Source organism: Dickeya lacustris (genome assembly GCF_029635795.1).
Taxonomy (GTDB): Bacteria; Pseudomonadota; Gammaproteobacteria; order Enterobacterales; family Enterobacteriaceae; genus Dickeya; species Dickeya lacustris.
On the sequence record NZ_CP114280.1, the window covers coordinates 2,814,313 to 2,834,372 of the forward strand.

16 protein-coding genes are annotated in these 20,060 nt (G+C 55.9%); 12 read left to right on the forward strand and 4 right to left on the reverse strand.

Annotated features, from left to right (window positions below; all coding sequences use genetic code 11):
- Positions 1-20: 20 nt before the first annotated feature.
- Complete coding sequence (gene ppiC / locus O1Q98_RS12780) at positions 21-302, reverse strand: peptidylprolyl isomerase PpiC (RefSeq protein WP_012767933.1); 282 nt, start codon at positions 300-302, stop codon at positions 21-23.
- Positions 303-485: 183 nt separating this feature from the next.
- Here ppiC and rep point away from each other — a divergent pair, with 183 nt between their 5' ends.
- Positions 486-2,510 (forward strand): DNA helicase Rep, encoded by a 2,025-nt coding sequence (gene rep, locus O1Q98_RS12785; RefSeq protein WP_125260986.1) that lies wholly within the window; start codon positions 486-488, stop codon positions 2,508-2,510.
- A gap of 122 nt (positions 2,511-2,632) precedes the next feature.
- Here rep and O1Q98_RS12790 read toward each other — a convergent pair whose 3' ends face one another.
- The 3 genes from O1Q98_RS12790 to rhlB form a co-directional block, all read right to left on the reverse strand.
- Positions 2,633-4,447 carry a glycosyl hydrolase family 28 protein gene (locus O1Q98_RS12790; protein ID WP_125260985.1) on the reverse strand — a complete coding sequence of 605 codons (1,815 nt, stop codon included), beginning with the start codon at positions 4,445-4,447 and terminating at the stop codon, positions 2,633-2,635.
- 216 nt (positions 4,448-4,663) lie between these two features.
- Positions 4,664-6,160, reverse strand: coding sequence for an exopolyphosphatase (ppx, locus tag O1Q98_RS12795; protein WP_125260984.1), 1,497 nt, complete (start codon positions 6,158-6,160; stop codon positions 4,664-4,666).
- Positions 6,161-6,169: 9 nt separating this feature from the next.
- Complete coding sequence (gene rhlB / locus O1Q98_RS12800) at positions 6,170-7,462, reverse strand: ATP-dependent RNA helicase RhlB (protein WP_125260983.1); 1,293 nt, start codon at positions 7,460-7,462, stop codon at positions 6,170-6,172.
- Positions 7,463-7,580: 118 nt separating this feature from the next.
- Between rhlB and trxA the strand changes: the two genes are divergently transcribed.
- The 11 genes from trxA (at position 7,581) to wecG (ending at position 19,945) form a co-directional block, all read left to right on the forward strand.
- On the forward strand, positions 7,581-7,907 hold the full coding sequence (gene trxA / locus O1Q98_RS12805) for a thioredoxin TrxA (protein ID WP_125260982.1): 327 nt from the start codon (positions 7,581-7,583) through the stop codon (positions 7,905-7,907).
- A 418-nt stretch (positions 7,908-8,325) separates the two neighbouring features.
- Positions 8,326-9,585, forward strand: coding sequence for a transcription termination factor Rho (gene rho / locus O1Q98_RS12810; RefSeq protein WP_012886501.1), 1,260 nt, complete (start codon positions 8,326-8,328; stop codon positions 9,583-9,585).
- A gap of 265 nt (positions 9,586-9,850) precedes the next feature.
- On the forward strand, positions 9,851-10,933 hold the full coding sequence (gene wecA, locus O1Q98_RS12815) for a UDP-N-acetylglucosamine--undecaprenyl-phosphate N-acetylglucosaminephosphotransferase (protein WP_125260981.1): 1,083 nt from the start codon (positions 9,851-9,853) through the stop codon (positions 10,931-10,933).
- Positions 10,934-11,058: 125 nt separating this feature from the next.
- A complete protein-coding gene (gene wecB / locus O1Q98_RS12820; RefSeq protein WP_125260980.1) occupies positions 11,059-12,189 on the forward strand; it encodes a non-hydrolyzing UDP-N-acetylglucosamine 2-epimerase in 1,131 nt (376 codons plus the stop codon).
- Positions 12,186-13,469, forward strand: a complete 1,284-nt coding sequence (gene wecC / locus O1Q98_RS12825; RefSeq protein WP_125260979.1) for a UDP-N-acetyl-D-mannosamine dehydrogenase — start codon at positions 12,186-12,188, stop codon at positions 13,467-13,469. Before wecB ends, wecC begins: the two co-directional genes overlap by 4 nt.
- A gap of 13 nt (positions 13,470-13,482) precedes the next feature.
- Complete coding sequence (rffC, locus tag O1Q98_RS12830) at positions 13,483-14,208, forward strand: dTDP-4-amino-4,6-dideoxy-D-galactose acyltransferase (protein ID WP_125260978.1); 726 nt, start codon at positions 13,483-13,485, stop codon at positions 14,206-14,208.
- 143 nt (positions 14,209-14,351) lie between these two features.
- A complete protein-coding gene (rffA, locus tag O1Q98_RS12835) occupies positions 14,352-15,482 on the forward strand; it encodes a dTDP-4-amino-4,6-dideoxygalactose transaminase (protein WP_125260977.1) in 1,131 nt (376 codons plus the stop codon).
- A complete protein-coding gene (gene wzxE, locus O1Q98_RS12840; RefSeq protein WP_125260976.1) occupies positions 15,482-16,729 on the forward strand; it encodes a lipid III flippase WzxE in 1,248 nt (415 codons plus the stop codon). The genes rffA and wzxE overlap by 1 nt, the downstream gene beginning before the upstream one ends.
- A gap of 82 nt (positions 16,730-16,811) precedes the next feature.
- Complete coding sequence (locus O1Q98_RS12845) at positions 16,812-17,894, forward strand: TDP-N-acetylfucosamine:lipid II N-acetylfucosaminyltransferase (RefSeq protein WP_125260975.1); 1,083 nt, start codon at positions 16,812-16,814, stop codon at positions 17,892-17,894.
- Positions 17,887-19,215: an ECA oligosaccharide polymerase gene (gene wzyE, locus O1Q98_RS12850; protein ID WP_125260974.1), complete on the forward strand. Its 1,329-nt coding sequence runs from the start codon at positions 17,887-17,889 to the stop codon at positions 19,213-19,215. Before O1Q98_RS12845 ends, wzyE begins: the two co-directional genes overlap by 8 nt.
- Positions 19,208-19,945, forward strand: coding sequence for a lipopolysaccharide N-acetylmannosaminouronosyltransferase (wecG, locus tag O1Q98_RS12855; RefSeq protein ID WP_125260973.1), 738 nt, complete (start codon positions 19,208-19,210; stop codon positions 19,943-19,945). The genes wzyE and wecG overlap by 8 nt, the downstream gene beginning before the upstream one ends.
- Positions 19,946-20,060 lie beyond the last annotated feature (115 nt).

The window sequence follows — 20,060 nt, forward strand, 5'->3', positions numbered from 1 at the left end:
CTTAATCGCGGTGGAGCACTTTAATTGCGGTACAGCACTTTGATAATGTGATAGCCGAACTGGGTTTTCACCGGGCCAAAAGGCTTGAGCAGTTCGCAGGAAAACACCGCTTTATCAAAATCCGGCACCATATCGCCTTTGCGGAATTCCCCCAAATCCCCGCCGTTACGCTTTGACGGACAGGTGGAGTGTTTTTTTGCTAATTGCTGAAAATCCGCGCCTTTTTCCAGTTGAGCCAGAATATCGGTGGCCTGTTGCTCGGTATCCACCAGAATGTGCAGTGCTGCTGCGGTATTTGCCATCGTTGCGCTCCTTTGAGCTAAGAGAAAGCGAAGGTTAGACGCCACAGCCTACCACCCGCATTCCTTGAAAGGAAATGCGGGGCGTCTTCAGGCATTGGCGAATGGTGCTCACCCTAGGGCGGGATTTTGCTACACTCAGCCTCTGCTAACTTCCCTTTCTGTTTGATAGTCGGGTAACTCACCATGCGCATGAACCCCAGCCAACAACACGCCGTTGAATTTGTGACCGGGCCCTGTCTGGTCTTAGCGGGGGCAGGGTCGGGAAAAACCCGCGTTATTACCCAAAAAATTGCCCACTTAATTCGCGCCTGCGGCTATCAGGCGCGCCACATTGCTGCCGTCACCTTTACCAACAAAGCGGCGCGTGAAATGAAAGAGCGTGTGGCGCAAACGCTGGGGCGGCAGGAAACGCGGGGCCTGCTGATCGCCACTTTTCATACGCTCGGGCTTGAGATAATCAAGCGCGAATACGCTGCGCTGGGCATGAAATCCAACTTTTCGCTGTTTGACGATCAGGACCAGCTGGCGCTGCTCAAAGAGTTGACTGAACCGTGGCTACAGCAGGATAAAGACCAACTGCAACAGCTGATTTCAACGCTGTCGAACTGGAAAAACGACCTGATTGACCCGGTACAGGCGGCGGCTGGCGCGCGCTCTGAACGCGACCGGTTGTTTGCGCACTGCTACCGTTTGTATAACGAACACCTGCGCGCCTGTAATGTGCTGGATTTTGACGATCTCATCCTGCTGCCGACGCTGTTGCTAAAACGCAATGAGGAGGTGCGCGAGCGTTGGCAAAACCGCCTGCGTTATCTGCTGGTAGACGAATATCAGGACACCAACACCAGCCAGTATGAACTGGTGAAACTGCTGGTTGGCAGCCGGGCGCGCTTTACCGTGGTCGGTGATGATGACCAGTCGATTTACTCCTGGCGCGGCGCTCGCCCGCAAAACCTGTCGCTGTTGCAGCAAGATTTCCCGCAGTTGCAGGTGGTCAAACTGGAGCAGAATTACCGTTCTTCCGGGCGCATCCTGAAAGCGGCCAACATCCTGATTGCCAATAATCCGCATGTGTTCGAAAAGCGGCTTTACTCCGAGCTCGGTTACGGTGAGGTGCTGAAAATCATCACCGCCAACAATGAAGATCACGAAGCCGAGCGGGTGGTCGGCGAGCTTATCGCTCATCACTTTATTCAAAAAACCCAGTACGGCGATTACGCCATTTTGTATCGCGGCAACCATCAGTCCCGGCTATTTGAAAAGGTACTGATGCAAAACCGTATTCCCTATCGTATTTCCGGCGGCACGTCATTTTTCTCACGCCCGGAAATCAAAGATTTGCTGGCGTATCTGCGGGTATTAACCAACCCGGATGATGACAGCGCCTTCTTGCGCATCGTCAACACGCCAAAACGGGAGATTGGCCCGGCGACGCTGCAAAAGCTCGGGGAGTGGGCCAGCCAGCGTAATCGCAGCCTGTTCAGCGCCAGCTTTGATGTCGGGCTGGCCCAGCGCCTTAGCGGGCGCGGGCTCGAATCATTGCAGCGTTTCACCGGCTGGATGGCGGACATCGCCCGGCTGTCAGAGCGTGAGCCGGTGAACGCCGTGCGTGATTTAATCCGTGGGCTGGATTACGAAAGCTGGTTATATGAAACCTCACCCAGCCCGAAAGCGGCAGAAATGCGCATGAAGAACGTCAACCTGCTGTTTACCTGGATGACGGAAATGCTCGCGGGTAGCGATCTTGACGAGCCGATGACGCTCACGCAGGTGGTGACGCGTTTCACCCTGCGCGACATGATGGATCGCAACGAAGCGCAAGAAGAGCGCGATCAGGTGCAACTGATGACGTTACATGCCTCGAAGGGCCTGGAGTTCCCTTATGTCTATCTGGTGGGCATGGAAGAAGGGTTACTGCCACACCAAACCAGCATCGATGAAGACAATGTTGATGAGGAGCGGCGGCTGGCTTACGTCGGCATTACGCGGGCGCAAAAAGAGCTGACGTTTACTCTGTGCCGCGAGCGACGTCAGTATGGCGAGCTGATTCGCCCGGAACCCAGCCGATTTTTGCTGGAGTTACCGCAGGATGATGTGATGTGGGAAACCGAGCGCAAGGTGGTGAGCGCGCAAGAGCGCATGCAAAAAGGGCAAAACCATTTGGCCAATTTGCGCGCGCAACTGGCGAAGGCCAGAGACAAGGAGTAACGGCGCGTCAACGGTAGGCGTGATATCTATTCATACCGCACGGCGATCGCCATGAAATACGATAAAAAGAAAACGCCGGGCAGAGTGCCCGGCGTTGGTATCGTGTTCAGTGGGCCGAGGCCTTACTGTGTCACCAGTTTGCCGTCTACCGAGACGTTTTTCACCGTGCCAAATTTCCACGGCGAGGTGCCGCTGGTCAGGTTGCTGAACGTCAGGTTGTTAAACTGACTGTCGCTCAGGTCGCTGATAGAGGTGGGCGAAACGCCGCTGAATTTGATGTTGTTGAAAATAAACTGGCTGTGCCAGATCCCTTTCGTGCTGTCACCGACGATTTCAATCGCCGGGCTCTTGCCGGTGCTGTTCTGCACGGTGACGTTTTTCACGGTGAAGTCATAGAAGCGAGCAGGCACTTTGGCAGCGGTATAGTCAAGGGTGCCGTTGCTGTCGCTATAACTTAACGTGACGATAACAGCCTGTTTAGCGAGGCTTTTCATCGCGGTATTACGGAAAACAATACCGTGAGCACCGCCGCCGATGGCTGGGGCGCTCTTGGCGCGTAAACCGATATCGTTCTGGCTGACCACGTTATTTTCCGCTAAGACATCAACAATACCCGCACCAGTATGGCTGCCGAGGACGACAGCGCCGTGGCCGTGGCGGAAGTAGTTGTTAAACAGCCACGCCGTTTGCGCAGGCTCCAGACTCTGAGCTTCCTGACCAACGCCTGCGGCGAAGTTGATGCTGTCATCACCGGTATCGAACACGCTGTTGAAGACCATCACGTTCTGGCTGTTGCCGAATTCAACGCCGTCGCCATTGTTGGCGTTATAGGTTTGGTGGGTCACACCGTTTTCCACGACGTTCTTGCTTTCCAGGAACATAATGCCGTGGTTCGCCGGGTTGCGAATGGTGACGTCAGCCACGTAAACATTTTGCACGCCGCGCAGCGTCACCAGACTTGAGCGGCGCTGGCTATAGGCATCAGCTTTGCTCATGCCGGTTGCTACCGAGGCAGCAACCTGATTTTTCGCCAGAATCCCGTCGGTGCTGACTTTGCTGTTATCACTCTTCACATACTGTGGCAGGCTATTGCCCAGCTCGTCTTTTGCATCGGCCGCGCGTTTCCAGCCGTTGCCGTCAATCACGCCTTTACCGACGATACGGATATTTTTAAAGGTGCCAACGGCAGAGCTGTTCTTGTCGATGGCATTCAACAAGGAGGCCGGGCGTACCTGGGAGACGTAGCTATAAATTTTGTAAGCGTCAGGGTAATCGGCGGCGTTGTCAGAGCCCAGCAAGGTTGCTCCCTGCACCAGGTTCAGCGTCATGTCGCTTTTCAGCCACAGTGCGCCGGTTTTGAACACCCCGGCAGGCACATCGATACGGCAGCCGACGGGACAGGCATCAATCGCTTTTTGAATTGCGCTGGTATTGAGGGTGGTACCGTCACCTTTCGCACCGTATTTGGTGATATCAATGACCGATGGTACTGCGGTGGTGGTTGCGGTCACGGCATTGCTGTCAGCGGAGGTGGTGCCATCGGCATACACCGCCCGGACAGTAAAATGATACTCACTGCTGGCTTTCAGGCCGTCGATTTTGGCGTTTTGTACTACGATGCGGCGATGAAAACTGTTGGTGTCACTCTTATAAAAAGCGCTGATGTAGGGTTTTGCCGGCGAGTTCTTGTCATTATTCTGGCTGGCGAGCCCGACCAACTGACCATTTTGGTAGATCTGGTAATCACTGATATTTGAGGTATCTTCCGGCGCATCCCATACCAGCACCACGCTGTGGTCATCGCTGGATAAGGTCGGCACCTGTAATTTCTGCGGTGCTTGTGCGCTGGTTGCTGCTGCCAGTGCCGAGGTACTGAGCAGGCATACCGATACCATCGACGCCAGTACAGTACGTCGTAAAAATATGATGTTTTTCATCCTTGTTCCTTCGTTTTTTAACCAGATAATCTTTTGAACCCGGTGCGGGTATTCACCGGGTGATTGTACAGGTTTCGGTCCGGACGAAGCGCTGCATGCACACAGAAACGGTGTTTTATAAAAATACATCCTGTATTTCTTTTTTCCCGTAAGGGGAGTCACAGTTCAGGCAGGCTTATAAAAGAAAGGGGTAACGAATTGTTACCCCATATGACATTAAATGGCGTGTTCTTCAATAACGAGTGACCAGTGGACGTAACTTTGCCACAGGCTTTCTTGCGACAGGGTTTCCGCCCGCAGCGGGTGCTTATCCAGCCACCCTGCCGGTAAAATGACCCGCAGGGTTTCGCCTTCAACCCGCAGACGCACTGCAGGTAGCGTGTCGTCACGGCGGCGGCTGGCGAAAATAATCGCTAGCCGTAACAAGCGGCAGAGCCGCTGGGCCATCGGCGCCGGCAGCGCATTTTGCTGAGTCAGCGGGATAGGGTCGATGGTGTTGCTCTGGTTTTGCAGCAGTGTCGCCAGCAGTTTTTTCTGTGCGGGCGTAAAACCGGGTAAATCGCTGTGGCGGATAAGGTAAGCTGCATGCTGCGGTGCCTGACGGAAATCAACCCCCAGACCGATTTCATGCACCAGACAAGCGCTGGCGAGTAGCTCCCGACATCGGCTGTCTAATTGCCAGTCACGCGCAACCTGCTGTAGAAAATTATCGGCCAGCGTTTTCACCCGCTGCGCCTGATCGCTATCTAACAGGTAACGACGTTGCAGGTTATGTAACGTGCGATGGCGAATATCCTGCTCTATCGGCAACCGGAGCATGCTGTAAACCAAACCTTCGCGCAGCGCACCGCCTGCAAGGGTCATGGAGTCGATATCCAGTTCCTGGAAAATCGCCAGCAGAATGGATAAACCGCTTGGGAACACCAGCGCGCGCTCCAGCGTTAACCCTTCAATCTCTAATTCTTCAAGCTTACTGCATTGAATCGCGCGCTGCCGGAGCTGGCGTAATTTACCGAGGGTGATGTATTCATCCATCCCCTGCGCCACCATGATCTCCTGCAACGCTTGCACCGTGCCGGACGCGCCGACGCAAATCTGCCAACCTTGCTGGCGCAGTGCCGCTGTTATCGGGCGCAGCATGTCTCGAGCCGCTTGCTCGGCGCGGTCGAAATGCGCCTGTGTGAGGTCACGGTCAGTGAAATAGCGCTCAAGCCAGGTAACACAGCCCATCGGCAGGCTAAACAGTTGTGTATGCTGAGATCCGGTTCCGGTTGCAAGCTCGGTGCTGCCGCCGCCAATATCGACGACCAGACGCTGCTCCGGGCCTCCGGTGGTATGCGCAACACCCTGATAAATTAACCGGGCTTCTTCTTCGCCACTAATAACCTGAATCGGCAGGCCAAGAATCTGGCTGGCGCGCGCCAAAAACTCATCGGCATTAATCGCAAGCCTCAGCGTCGCCGTGGCGACAACGCGCACTTGTTGCGGCGGAATGTCTTGTAACCGTTCAGAAAACAGCGCGAGACACTGCCAGCCGCGCTGCATCGCTTCTGACGACAGCCGGTTATTGCCATCAAGTCCGGCGGCCAGCCGGACTTTGCGCTTGATGCGTGCCAGCGTTTGTACGCTGCCTGCCACTTCACGCACGACCAGCATGTGAAAGCTGTTAGACCCTAAATCAATCGCGGCATAGAGAGAAGAAGCGCTTGGCATATCGGCCACTCAACCCGGTCGTTTACGGTTATGATTGTTACGAGGCGCACCGCTGCGGCGAGGCGCACCAGGACGGCGAGGGCCGCTGGCGGAACGCGGACGGCTCAGGCGTTTCGGTTGCGGTAACTCGGTCAGCAGGGCGTCGCTGTTGTATTTGCTCACCGGAATGCGATGACCAATATAGGTTTCGATAGCCGGTAGATTCAGCGCGTACTCTTCACAGGCAAGGCTGATAGAGCACCCGCTCGCTCCCGCGCGACCGGTACGACCGATGCGGTGGACGTAATCTTCGCAGTCATCCGGTAAGTCATAGTTAAATACGTGGGTGACAGCGGGAATGTGCAGACCGCGTGCGGCGACATCGGTTGCAACCAGAATATCCAGGTTGCCCTGGGTGAAATCGTCCAGAATGCGCAGGCGTTTTTTCTGTGCCACATCGCCTGTGAGCAGGCCAACACGATGGCCGTCTGCCGCCAGATGGCCCCAAATATCCTCACAGCGATGTTTGGTATTGGCGAATATGATGCAACGATCCGGCCACTCTTCTTCGATGAGCGTTTGCAGCAGGCGCATCTTTTCTTCGTTGGACGGATAAAACAGCTCTTCTTTAATGCGGTGCCCGGTTTTTTGTTCCGGTTCAACTTCAACGTACTCTGCGTTGTTCATCTGCTCGAACGCGAGCTCGCGCACACGGTATGACAGTGTGGCGGAAAACAGCATGTTCAAACGTTGATTCGCAGCGGGCATCCGGCGGAACAGCCAGCGAATATCTTTAATGAAACCCAGATCGTACATACGATCGGCTTCATCCAGTACCACAACCTGAATGGCACCCAGATGGATGTGATTCTGCTTGGCGTAATCGATTAAGCGGCCCGTCGTCCCAACCAGGATATCGACGCCATCTTCCAATACTTTTAGCTGTTTATCGTAACCGTCGCCGCCGTAAGCCAACCCCAGGCGCAGCCCGGTCAGTTTTGCCAACGCTTCTGCATCGGAGTGGATCTGCACAGCCAATTCGCGCGTCGGCGCCATAATCAGGGCACGGGGTTGGTTGGTCTGGCGGTCGGCAGGTGCGGGGTGAGTCAGCAGATGATGAAAAGTAGACGCCAGAAATGCCAGCGTCTTGCCCGTTCCTGTTTGCGCCTGACCAGCCACGTCACGACCAGACAGCGTTAGCGGCAAAGCCAGCGCCTGAATGGGTGTGCAGTTATGAAAGCCTTTATTTTCAAGAGCTTCAATAACCTGCGGATGCAGTGCGAAGTCGGAAAACTTCTGTTCGGTTAAGTGTGTTTTGCTCATAGCGTGGTAGAATATCAGTTAACTATTGCTTTACGAAAGCGTATCCAGTGAAATAAAGTCAACCTATAGTTGGTTAATGCTACACCAACTGGATAGCGATAATCCTGCGGAGTAAAACATGAGCGATAAAATTATTCATCTGACAGACGACAGTTTCGAGACAGACGTATTGCAGTCAGCGCACGTGACACTGGTTGATTTCTGGGCAGACTGGTGTGGTCCCTGTAAAATGATTGCTCCGATTCTCGACGAAATCGCCGATGAGTACGAAGGCAAGTTGCAGATTGCCAAGCTCAACATCGATGAAAACCCGGCAACAGCACCGAAATACGGCATCCGTGGTATTCCTACTCTGTTGTTGTTCAAAAATGGCGAAGTGGCGGCAACCAAAGTGGGCGCGCTGTCCAAAGGTCAGTTAAAAGAGTTCCTGAACGCCAATCTGTAATTAGTTACGCAATTCTGTTCCCGGGCGACAGCGGACTGTGAGATTTTCTCATTCTGACCGCTGGACGCCCAACGGGAAGCATGCTAGATTCATCGATACTGCATATCGTACTTACCTATAGTTTGAGCCCCTCTGGGCTTGAGCCTGAAGTTAGAATCTAAAGATTTATTCTGTACCAGGATCAAAAAATCATCACTTTACATAAAGTTATTATTTCGATCCGGTAATCTGACAGTTTTACATTAATTGGTTTTAAGGTGTCTTCGATCTCTTGCCGTGTGTTTATACAGCGTCAGTGCTATTTAGCCTGCGCAGCACGGGTTGCTGGTGGTTGAAGGCTGTTAAGCGGCATGGGTTTCCTGCCATACCATTCACGTTAATAGTTCGAGATTTACCCCGAGTTTAAGAACCCACCATTATGAATCTTACCGAATTAAAGAATACGCCAGTATCTGAATTGATTACTCTTGGCGAAAATATGGGGCTGGAGAATCTGGCTCGCATGCGTAAACAGGATATTATTTTCGCTATCCTCAAGCAGCACGCGAAAAGTGGTGAAGATATCTTTGGCGATGGCGTACTGGAAATATTGCAGGATGGTTTTGGTTTCCTCCGCTCCGCAGACAGTTCCTACCTCGCCGGCCCTGATGACATCTACGTTTCCCCAAGCCAAATTCGACGTTTTAACCTCCGCACTGGCGATACCATTTCTGGTAAGATTCGCCCGCCGAAAGAAGGTGAACGTTATTTTGCGCTATTAAAAGTTAACGAAGTTAACTATGACAAACCGGAAAATGCCCGCAGCAAAATTCTGTTTGAAAACCTGACGCCGCTGCACGCAAATTCACGTTTGCGTATGGAGCGAGGCAACGGTTCAACGGAAGACCTGACGGCCCGCGTGCTGGATTTGGCCTCGCCGATCGGTCGTGGTCAGCGTGGCCTGATTGTGGCACCGCCGAAAGCCGGTAAAACCATGCTGTTGCAAAATATTGCCCAGAGCATCGCTTACAATCATCCTGATTGCGTGCTGATGGTGCTGCTGATTGACGAACGTCCTGAAGAAGTGACGGAAATGCAGCGCCTGGTGAAAGGAGAAGTGGTGGCGTCAACCTTTGACGAACCGGCTTCTCGCCACGTTCAGGTCGCCGAAATGGTGATAGAGAAAGCCAAGCGTCTGGTTGAGCATAAGAAAGATGTGATTATTCTGCTCGACTCCATTACCCGTCTGGCGCGTGCCTACAACACCGTAGTGCCAGCTTCCGGCAAGGTGCTGACCGGTGGTGTGGACGCCAATGCCCTGCATCGTCCGAAGCGTTTCTTCGGTGCGGCGCGTAACGTTGAGGAAGGCGGTAGCCTGACTATCATTGCAACGGCGCTTATCGACACCGGTTCGAAGATGGACGAAGTGATTTACGAAGAGTTCAAGGGCACCGGTAACATGGAACTGCACTTGTCGCGTAAAATTGCTGAAAAACGCGTGTTCCCGGCGATTGACTACAACCGTTCCGGTACGCGTAAAGAAGAACTGCTCACCACCTCTGAAGAGCTCCAGAAAATGTGGATCTTGCGTAAGATCATCCATCCAATGGGTGAAATTGATGCAATGGAGTTCTTGATCAACAAACTGGCGATGACCAAAACCAATGATGAGTTCTTCGATATGATGAAGCGCTCATAATCTTCGATAGCGGACTACGAGGTCGATGACGTCTATCTTACCTTATCGACATTCCGCGATTGAAATAGCGCCACTGAACGCCACGTAAACGTGGCGTTTTTGTTTTTTCTCAGGCGTGCCGGTTGCCTGATGCCCGTCAGAATACCTGCGGATATTGCACACAGACGTTTCTGAAAACCCAGCCTACAGACGCAGGAGTACCGGATTACAGCCGGATTACAGATAGTATGGTCGGAGCGATATTATAGGGTATGACGGGGATATCATGATAAGTGCTCCAGTATTCGCCATGCTGTTGTTCGTCGTCGTTGTCACTGCCTGCGCTGCACTGCTGGCCGCCCGGAAAATAGCAAACAGGGTCGGCTTGGTTGACCGGCCCAATCACCGTAAGCATCACCATGGTGCGATACCATTGGTTGGCGGTATCTCGGTTTTTTGCGGTATCGGCGTGCTTGTCTTTCTCTCCCCGGTGGCGCTTCCCGGTTTTCTCGCTTACCTGTCGGGTATGTTCATATTGATGCTGGTCGGTGTGCTGGACGATCGTTTTGATATACCGATCGGGTGGCGTGTTGCGGCCCAGGCCACGGTTGCGATGATAATGATATTACCCGGTGGTTTGACGTTACAGCATCTTGGGCATCTTCTCGGCCCGGAATGGGATATCCGCCTGGGGGTGATGAATTATCCGATCACTGTTTTTGTGGTTTGGGCGGCCATTAACGCCTTTAACATGATGGATGGTATTGATGGCCTGCTAGGCGGGCTTGCCGGCGTGTCATTTATGGCTTTGGCGGTGTTGTTTTATCAGGGCGCGAATGAGGCTCTGTTGGTCTGGAGTATGGCGCTGATCGCCACCTTACTGCCTTACTGTGCGATGAACCTTGGCCTGTTTGGGCGGCGTTACCGGGTTTTTATGGGCGATGCAGGCAGTACGATGGTCGGGTTCAGCGTGATTTGGTTGCTGCTGCAAGGCTCTCAGGGAGAGAGCATGTCATTAAGGCCCGTCACCGCATTATGGATTATCGCGATTCCCCTCATCGATTTGGTGGCGATCATTTATCGTCGCTTGCGCCGTGGTAGTAATCCATTTTTAGCCGATCGCCTGCATGTTCACCATTTATTGATGCGTGCCGGTTGGTCTTCGCATCAGGCATGTGCGGTGATTACACTGTGCGCGGCACTGTTGGCTGTGCTAGGAATCAGTGCGGAAATACTGGCTGTGCCGGAATACCTGATGCTTATTGGTTTCCTGCTGGTGTTTTGCTGTTATGGCTACGCCCTCAAGGGCTCATGGCGGCTGGCGCGAACCGTTCGACGTATGCAGCGCAGGGACGTGGGCAGCCCTTGATGTGCGATGAGGGCAGCAAAAAGCGGCCTGCACTCAATGGCTGTACGCCTGCGACGGGAGATATCCGTTGTCGGCAACCCGTGATACCCTGCGCCAGAATATTGATCATGCGCCGGTATTAACCTGTGAAAGTGTTGACAGTTTTTGGCACCCGTCCTGAGGCGATCAAAATGGCTCCGGTTATCCGGGCAATGGCCCAGGATCGCTTTTTTGAGCCGCGCGTGTGTGTGACGGCACAACACCGTGACATGCTCGATCCGGTTCTGCGGCTGTTTGCTATTGAGCCGGACTACGATCTTGACATCATGCAGCCCGATCAGAACCTGGCTCAGACGTCGGCGCGGATCCTGACCGATCTGACGCCGGTGCTGGCGCACTGCCAGCCCGATATCCTGCTGGTGCATGGCGATACCACCACCACCTTGATGGCGAGTCTGGCGGCGTTTTATCAACGCATTCCGGTTGCACACATTGAGGCCGGGCTTCGTACCGGTAATCTTGACTCCCCCTGGCCTGAAGAGGCCAATCGCCGTTTAACCGCCCAGCTCGCGGCTTACCATTTCGCACCGACCTCGCCTGCCAGACAACACCTGTTGCAGGAAAATATTCCACCGTCGCGTATCTGGGTGACGGGCAATTCGGTGATTGATGCGCTGTGTTGGGTACGAGAGCGTATCGCGGCTGATGCCGCGTTGCGCCAGCAACTGGCTGAACAGTATGCTTTTCTTGATGAGCGGCGTAAAACCGTGCTTGTGACTGGCCACCGGCGTGAGAGCTTTGGTCGCGGTATTGGGCAGATTTGTCATGCGCTGGCCGCATTGGCGCATCGTTATCCTGCGCTACAAATTGTCTACCCGGTGCACCGTAACCCGCATGTGCGTGAACCGGTGCAGCATATTCTCAGCGGTATCGAGAATGTCTTTCTGATTGAACCGCAAGACTACCTGCCTTTTGTCTACCTGATGAACCGTGCCTGGCTGATATTAACCGACTCCGGCGGGATTCAGGAGGAAGCACCAGCGCTGGGTAAACCGGTGCTGGTGATGCGAGAAACGACCGAGCGTACCGAAGCGCTGTCGGCGGGTGCGGTCAGGCTGGTTGGCACAAACAGTGACGCGATTGTGCATCATGTCTCGGCACTGTTAAGCGATGATGACGCTTACAACGCGATGTGTCGCGCGCACTCTCCCTATGGCGAGGGTCACGCCAGCCAACGTATTTTGTCGGTATTAAAAGAACACCGGGTAATGGCATGAGTATTGAACGTATTTGTGTGGTTGGGCTTGGGTATATTGGCCTGCCGACGGCGGTGTTACTGGCGACGACGCAGCGCCAGGTTTTTGGTGTAGATGTGAACCCGCGAGTGGTAGAGCAGCTCAACCGGGGCCATACTCATATTGACGAGCCGGGTTTGGGGCACGCGTTGCAGCAGGTATGTGCGCAAGGTTATTTGCAGGCAGGCGCAAAGCCGAGGGCGGCTGAGGTGTTTATTATCGCGGTGCCAACGCCTGTTACGGCAACGCATCAGCCTGATTTATCGCAGGTGCAGGCGGCGGCAGAATCGCTGGCACCGGTGCTAAAGCGCGGTGATGTGGTGATTCTGGAATCGACCTCGCCGGTCGGCACTACCGAAAGTGTGGCGGCGTGGCTGGCGCAGGCGCGCCCTGATTTGCGCTTTCCTCATCAGGCGGGTGAACAGGCCGATGTGCATCTGGCTTATTGCCCGGAACGGGTACTGCCGGGGCGTATTATGAGCGAACTGGTGAGCAATGACCGGGTGATTGGCGGCATGACTGCCGCGTGCTCGGCGCGGGCCCGTGAGCTGTATCGCCTGTTTGTTGACGGCGAATGCGTTATCACCGACGTGCGCACGGCGGAAATGTGCAAGCTGGTGGAAAATAGCTTTCGTGACGTCAACATTGCGTTTGCCAACGAACTTTCGATGCTGTGCGCGCAGCAGCAGATTGATGTGTGGGAATTGATTCGTCTGGCTAACCGCCATCCACGCGTGAATATTTTACAACCTGGGCCGGGGGTGGGCGGGCACTGTATCGCGGTTGACCCGTGGTTTCTGATAGCCCGTCACCCCGAGCAAACGCAGTTGATTCGTTGTGCCCGGACGGTTAATGACACCAAACCGCACTGGGTGGTGGAACAGGTAAAAATCGCGGTGGCGGATGCGCTGGCAAGCCGACGGCAACCCGCTACGGAACTCTGCATTGCCTGTCTTGGGCTGGCATTCAAAGCCGATGTGGCGGATTTACGGGAAAGTCCGGCGCTGGCGATTACCGAGCAGATTGCCACATGGCATCCGGGCCGCACCTGGGTGGTGGAGCCGAATCTGGCGCAACTTCCCCCTGCGTTGCAGGGCCGTGCAGTCTTGGTGGATAGCACTCAGGCGTTGGCATTGGCCGATATTATGGTGGTGTTGGTCGATCATCGCCAATTTCGGGCGATTACGCCTGAACAGGTAACGCAACATTGGGTGGTGGATACCAAAGGGATCTGGCGAAACACCGGTCATGCATGCCCTTAACCGGAGTTGACCTATGGTGGTACATGCTGAGATTGAGCCGCTGGTCTGGGAAAGTGAGTTTTTTAAGCGAGTCAGTGGTCGCCTGAATTTTTCTGCCGATGCGCCTGCGCTGGCGTCGGAGAGTCTGGATGCGTATCAACTGTGCCAGGCAAAGCTGGCGGCGAGCGATTTGGCCGCTGCCGATGCGCTTTCTGAGCTGGGGTTTCGGCTGGCGGAAGGCGAGGTGGATTTCAGTATGCCGGTGGTGCCAGCGGCGCGCGCCGTGTTTGCGGTTGGTGTTCGCCAGGCCGATGCGGAAGATATTTCAGCGCTGCGCAAGGCGGCAGCACGCAGCTTTGTGTTAAGTCGTTTTCGCACGCCGTGGTATGGCGCTGATGACTGTGGCCGCTTCTACGCGCGTTGGGTGGAAAAAGCGGTGCACGGCACGTTTGACGATGTGTGCCTGGTGATTGAAGCACCGGGCGATCGCCACGGATTGCAGGGGTTTGTCACGCTGCGCCAAACCTCGCCGCAGGCGGCGCGTATCGGCGTGTTATCGGCCTGGCCCGGCATGACCGGGCAAGGCATTGGCCAGCGCCTGATGCAGATGGCGCGCGTCTGGTGCCAGCAACGGGGCATTCGCCGCCTTGCGGTAGCGACGCAAACCAGCAATCTGGCGGCGATACGGCTCTATTTGCGCAGCGGGGCGCGGGTAGAAAGCACCGCCTACTGGTTTTACCGCGCACTGGTATCGCAATAACGCGCACTGATGTCGCAATAATATGTTGCCGCGATAACATATTGTCGTAATAACCTATTGTCGTAATAACCTGTTGCCGCAATAACCTATTGTCGCAGTAACATATTGACGAATCACACCATGAGCCCGCTGTAGGTGACGACATGATCCCATTTAATGCGCCACCGGTGGTGGGAACGGAACTTGAGTACATGCACGCCGCGATGCAAAGCGGCAAACTCAGCGGCGACGGTGAGTTTACCCGGCGTTGTCAGCACTGGCTGGAGCAGTATGCGGGCGCAGGCCGGGCGTTGTTGACGCCATCATGCACCGCCGCGCTGGAAATGGCGGCGTTGCTGCTCAATATCCAGCCGGGTGATGAAGTGATCATGCCGAGCTATACCTTCGTGTCCACCGCCAATGCTTTTGTGCTGCGCGGGGCGACCATCGTCTTTGTCGATATCCGACCCGATACACTCAATATTAATGACGCGCTGATTGAAGCGGCCATCACCGCCCGGACGCGAGCGATCGTGGTGGTGCATTACGCTGGGGTCAGCGCGCAGATGGACAGCATCTTGTCGCTGGCGCAGCGCTACGGGGTATGGGTGGTCGAAGATGCGGCTCAGGGCGTGATGTCCCGCTATCAGGGCAAGGCACTTGGGGCGATAGGCCATATCGGTTGCTTTAGTTTTCACGAAACCAAGAACTACACCGCTGGCGGCGAAGGCGGTGCCATCATGATTAATGACCCGTCGCTGGTCGAGCGGGCGGAAATTGTGCGTGAGAAAGGCACCAACCGCAGCCAGTTTTTTCGCGGCCAGGTGGATAAATACACCTGGCGAGATCTCGGTTCAAGCTATCTGATGGCGGAAGTGCAGGCGGCATACCTGTGGGGCCAACTGGAGGCGTCAGCCGTTATCCAGTCGCGGCGTCAGGTCTTGTGGCAGCGTTATTGGCAGGCGCTGTTGCCGCTGGCGCAGGCCGGTCGCGTCACCCTGCCGGTGGTGCCGCCAGCGTGTCAGCACAATGCCCATCTGTTTTTCCTGCGTTTGCGTGATGAGCGTGAACGCACCGCGTTCATCCGGCAGATGCAGGCCGCCGGGATTCTGGCGGTCTTCCATTATGTGCCGTTACACCAAAGTCCGGCCGGTCAGCGTTATGGGCGTTTTGTCGGCGACGATCGCTACACCTGTCTTGAAAGCGCGCGGCTGGTGCGCCTGCCGCTGTTTTATAACCTGTCGGATGCCAGTCAGCAGGCGGTGATTGACGCGGTGTTAGGGTTTTTCGCCTGATGTCGCTGGCGCGTGCATCACTCTGGACGGCGGCCTCGATGCTGGTCAAAATCGGCACCGGCCTGGTGGTAATAAAGCTGCTCGCCGTGCTGTTTGGCCCGCAGGGGGTTGGGCTTGCGGGGAATTACCGTCAGTTAATCACCGTGCTGGGTGTGATGGCCGGAGCCGGTATTGCCAATGGGGTGACGCGGCTTGTGGCGCGAGCGGCATCGGCGACTGATCCACCGCACGGGTTAGGCACGGCGGTCACGCTGGCAATCGGCTTTTCGCTGTTACTGGCAGCGGCGCTATGGTGGCAGGCGGCGCTACTCTCACGCCTGTTGTTTGGCGACGCGGGGTATGCTCCGGTAATACGCGTGCTGGCGGTGTTGCAACCGGCGATAGCGGCCGCCAGCGTGCTGCTGGCGGTGCTAAAAGGGTATCAGGATGCGCCGGGCACGGCGTTAGCGGTGAGCACCGCGAGTTTGTCCGGCGTGCTGGCGTATGGTGTTTGCGTCGGCGTGTGGGGTTATCAGGGCGCGTTGATAGGGCTGGCGTTGATTCCGGCGCTGGGGGTGGTGCCTGCATTCTTCATCCTGAAACGGCGCACCACGGTGGATGTGCAAGCACTGACACCGTCGTGGTCGTGGCCCGATGCGCGACAGCTCTGTCGCTTTGGCCTGATGACGCTCATCACCGTGCTGACGTTGCCGACGGCTTACCTGTTGATGCGTAATCAACTGGCGGCGCACGCGGGCTGGCATGCGGTTGGCGTGTGGCAGGGGGCGAGCATTATTTCAGATGCCTGGCTGTCGCTGATTACCTCATCGTTTAGCGTGTATCTGTTGCCTGCGTTATCCCGCCATCAGCATAAGGCGGCTATCCGCCGTGAAGTGCTTCAGGCGCTGCGTTTTGTCATGCTGCTGGCGGCAAGCGTGGCAACCGTTATCTGGCTGTTGCGCGATGGGGTGATATGGGTGCTGTTTTCCAATGATTTTTTGCCGATGCGTGACTTGCTTACTTTCCAATTGGCGGGCGATGTATTCAAAGTGAGCGCTTACGTTTTTGGTTATCTGGTGCTGGCGCAAGCCTCGCTGCGCTATTATTGGCTGGCGGAAATCAGCCAGTTTTTGTTATTGACCGGCTTTGCCTGCTGGTTGATCCCCCTGCAAGGGGCCGTGGGGGCGGCACAGGCGTATTTATTGAGCTATTTGCTCTATTTCCTGCTCTGCGGCGCGGCTTTTTGGCGCTACTGCCGACACATTTGAGCAAACCCGCTCCAGTGATATGACGGACGGAAAGACCTGCGTGCGGAAAACTTTCATTAACAGGTGGCTATAACAGGTGGCTATGGCGACGTTAATTCATGTGCTGGGCGCGGATATTCCCCATCACAATGACACTCTGTTGCGCTTTTTTAATGACACCCTTAGCCCGGTGCTGCCTGCGCATCAGGTGCGGCGCTTTATGGTGGTGTCGGCAACGGACTTGGCCGGGCCTGAGTTGCACTCGCTTGAAATAGAGCGGTTCTCTAGCCCACGGCTATTAGCGCGGGCGGTGGTGTCGCTGGCGCGGCGTGACCGCGAGGCGCGCTTTTTCTTGCACGGGCAGTTCAACCCTTGGCTGTGGCTGGCGCTCTTGCGCGGGGCTGTCGCCCGTGAGCGTGTCAGCTGGCACATCTGGGGCGCGGATCTGTATGAAGAGGCGCGCGGCTGGCGCTATCAGTGCTTCTATGCTCTGCGACGTCGTGCCCAGCGCCGCGTGGGGCGGGTGTTTGCCACACTGGGCGACATGGCGGTATTTCATCAGCGTCACCCGAGGGTGCCCGCGTCGCTGCTCTATTTCCCGACGCGCCTGAGCCCGCTCGCGCCTGCGCGCACGGTTGAGCCTGCGGATGCGCCACTGACCATTCTGGTAGGGAATTCCGGCGATCGCAGCAACCGCCATCTGGCGGCGCTGGCGGCGATTCATCGTCAGTTTGGCCGTGCGGTGCGGCTCATCGTACCGATGGGATATCCGGCGGGCAATGAGGCGTATATCAATCAGGTGGCGGCCTGCGGGCAGGCGCTGTTTGGCGATGATATTGAGGTGCTGCGTGAGGCGCTGGCGTTTGACGATTACCTGACGCTGCTGCGCCGCTGTCATCTTGGCTATTTTCTGTTTCATCGACAGCAGGGTATTGGCACCTTATGCCAGCTGATTCAGTTGGCTATCCCATTTGTTATCAGCCGCCATAACCCGTTCTGGCAGGATTTGGCGCAGCAACAGTTGCCGGTGTTGTTCAGCGATGCGCCATTAGATGAGGCCACGCTCGCACGGGCGCGGGCGCGTCTGGCGCGTATCGACACCCGGCGCATTGCCTTTTTTGCCCCGCAGTACCAGCAAGGATGGCATCAGGCGTTAGCCCTGGCGGCAGGAGATTCGCGTGACTAAAGCCGATTTTCTCGGCCTTTTGCTGGTGTGGCTTGCCAGCAGCGGCATGGTGGCGTGGCGAATCTGGCGTGAATACTGCCGATGCCGCTTCACCTTTAATATGGTGTTTTCACTGCTCTATTGGCTGACCTTTTTTTTCGGCTTCCCGCTCACCGGGGTGCTGGTGTTCCGTTTTAGTATCACCACCGCCGACCCAATCAACCTGCTGCTGGCGCTACTCTCTGCGGCAGGGTTTTATGGGCTCTACGACGTCTGTTATCACGCCCGACTATGGCCTGCACGCGCGCCTGTGCCGCGTGCGTTAGCGCATGTCAATCGCCATGAATTGCACCTGAGCGCCGCGCTGCTGGCGCTGGTGGCGTTTGGCACAGCGGCGGTCTTTTTCGCACACAATGGGCTGCTGCTGTTTAAACTCAGCGCCTATAACCAGATTTTCTCGCGTGATATCGCAGGCGTTGCCCTAAAACGCTTCTTCTATTTCTTTATTCCGGCGATGTTGATGGTGTATTTCCAGCGCCAGACCCGGCGCGCCTGGCTGCTGTTTCTGCTGGTGTGCGCGGCGTTTGGCGGTTTTACCTACCTGTTGGTGGGCGGCACGCGCGCCAATATCCTGATAGCCGTGGCGCTGTTTTTATTGATTGGCCTGCAACAGCGCTGGCTGCGCTGGTGGATGCTGGCGTTGGCGGGCGCGCTGGCGGTGCTGGCGATGTTCGGGCTGGCGTTGCTGCGTTATCGACTGGCTGTGCAGGGCGATGAAGCTTTCTATACGTTTTTGTATTTAACGCGCGACACCTTCTCACCGTGGCAGAATCTGGCGACGTTATGGCAGCACCAGCCGCAAACGCAATTACAGGGGCTCGCGCCAATCGTGCGTGATTTCTATGTGTTTATTCCCACCTGGCTATGGCCGGAGCGCCCGGCGCAGGTGCTGAACACCGCCAACTATTTCACCTGGGAGGTACTCGGTTATCATGCCGGGCTGGCGATGTCGCCGACAGTGCTGGGCTCGCTTCTGGTGATGGGCGGGCCATGGCTGCTGGCGCCGGGGGCGTTGGTGGTGGCGATGATGATTAAAGGGTTTGACGCGCTTTATCGATGCGCGCAGCACAGCGCAAACCGCGCGTTATCGGCACTGTTGCAGTCGTTTTGTTTCGGCGCGTTATTTAACCTGGTGGTGCTGGTGCGTGAGGGGCTGGACGCTTTCTTCTCACGCATGGTGTTTTTCTGCCTGATATTTAGTGCCTGTGTGCTGCTGGCTAAAGGTATTTACGCGTTGCTATTGCGTATGGGTATGGTGACGTCAGGAGAGGGTCATGAGTGATAAACCGCTGCAATGTGACGTGCGCGGTATTCCGCTGCAAGGGTTTCGGGACATGGCGCAGTGCGTGGCTCATCTGTTCACCGCCGATGCCCCACGCCCCGGCGTGTTGGTCGCCATTAATGCGGAAAAGGTGGTGAGCGCCGAAAATGACCCGCTATTACGTGCGCTGATGTTACAGCCGGAAAACTGTAATTATGCTGATGGCATCAGCGTGGTGTGCGCGGTGCGCCGCAAATATCCGGGGGCTGCCGTCACGCGTATTGCCGGGGCGGATTTATGGCAGGCACTGATGCAACGCGCCGGGCAAACCGGCACACCGGTGTTCCTGCTGGGCGGGCGGGCAGAGGTGTTGGCCGAGACCGCGCGCCTGCTGCAAACGCGCTGGCAGGTCAATATTGTCGGTATGCAGGATGGCTATTTTTCCGCGCAGCAACGCCCGCAGGTGCTGGCGCACATTCGTGATAGCGGCGCCAGACTGGTGACGGTTGCGATGGGCTCGCCGCGTCAGGAATTATTTATCCGCGAGGCATGGCAGTTATACCCCGACGCGCTCTACATGGGCGTTGGCGGCACATATGATGTGTTTACCGGTAAGGTAAAACGCGCCCCGCTGTTTTGGCGTCAGCACGGGCTGGAGTGGCTGTATCGCCTGCTCACCCAGCCGACCCGTTTTCGTCGCCAGCTTAAACTGGCGCGCTATCTGTGGTGGTATCTGCGCGGTGTTCTTTGATGTCTGCAACATGAATGTCTGAAACATGAATGTCTGAAACATGAATATCTGCAACATGCGCACACCACGCCGTTTCGGTGGCGTGAATGGCAGTAGCGCGTGTCAACTGCACACT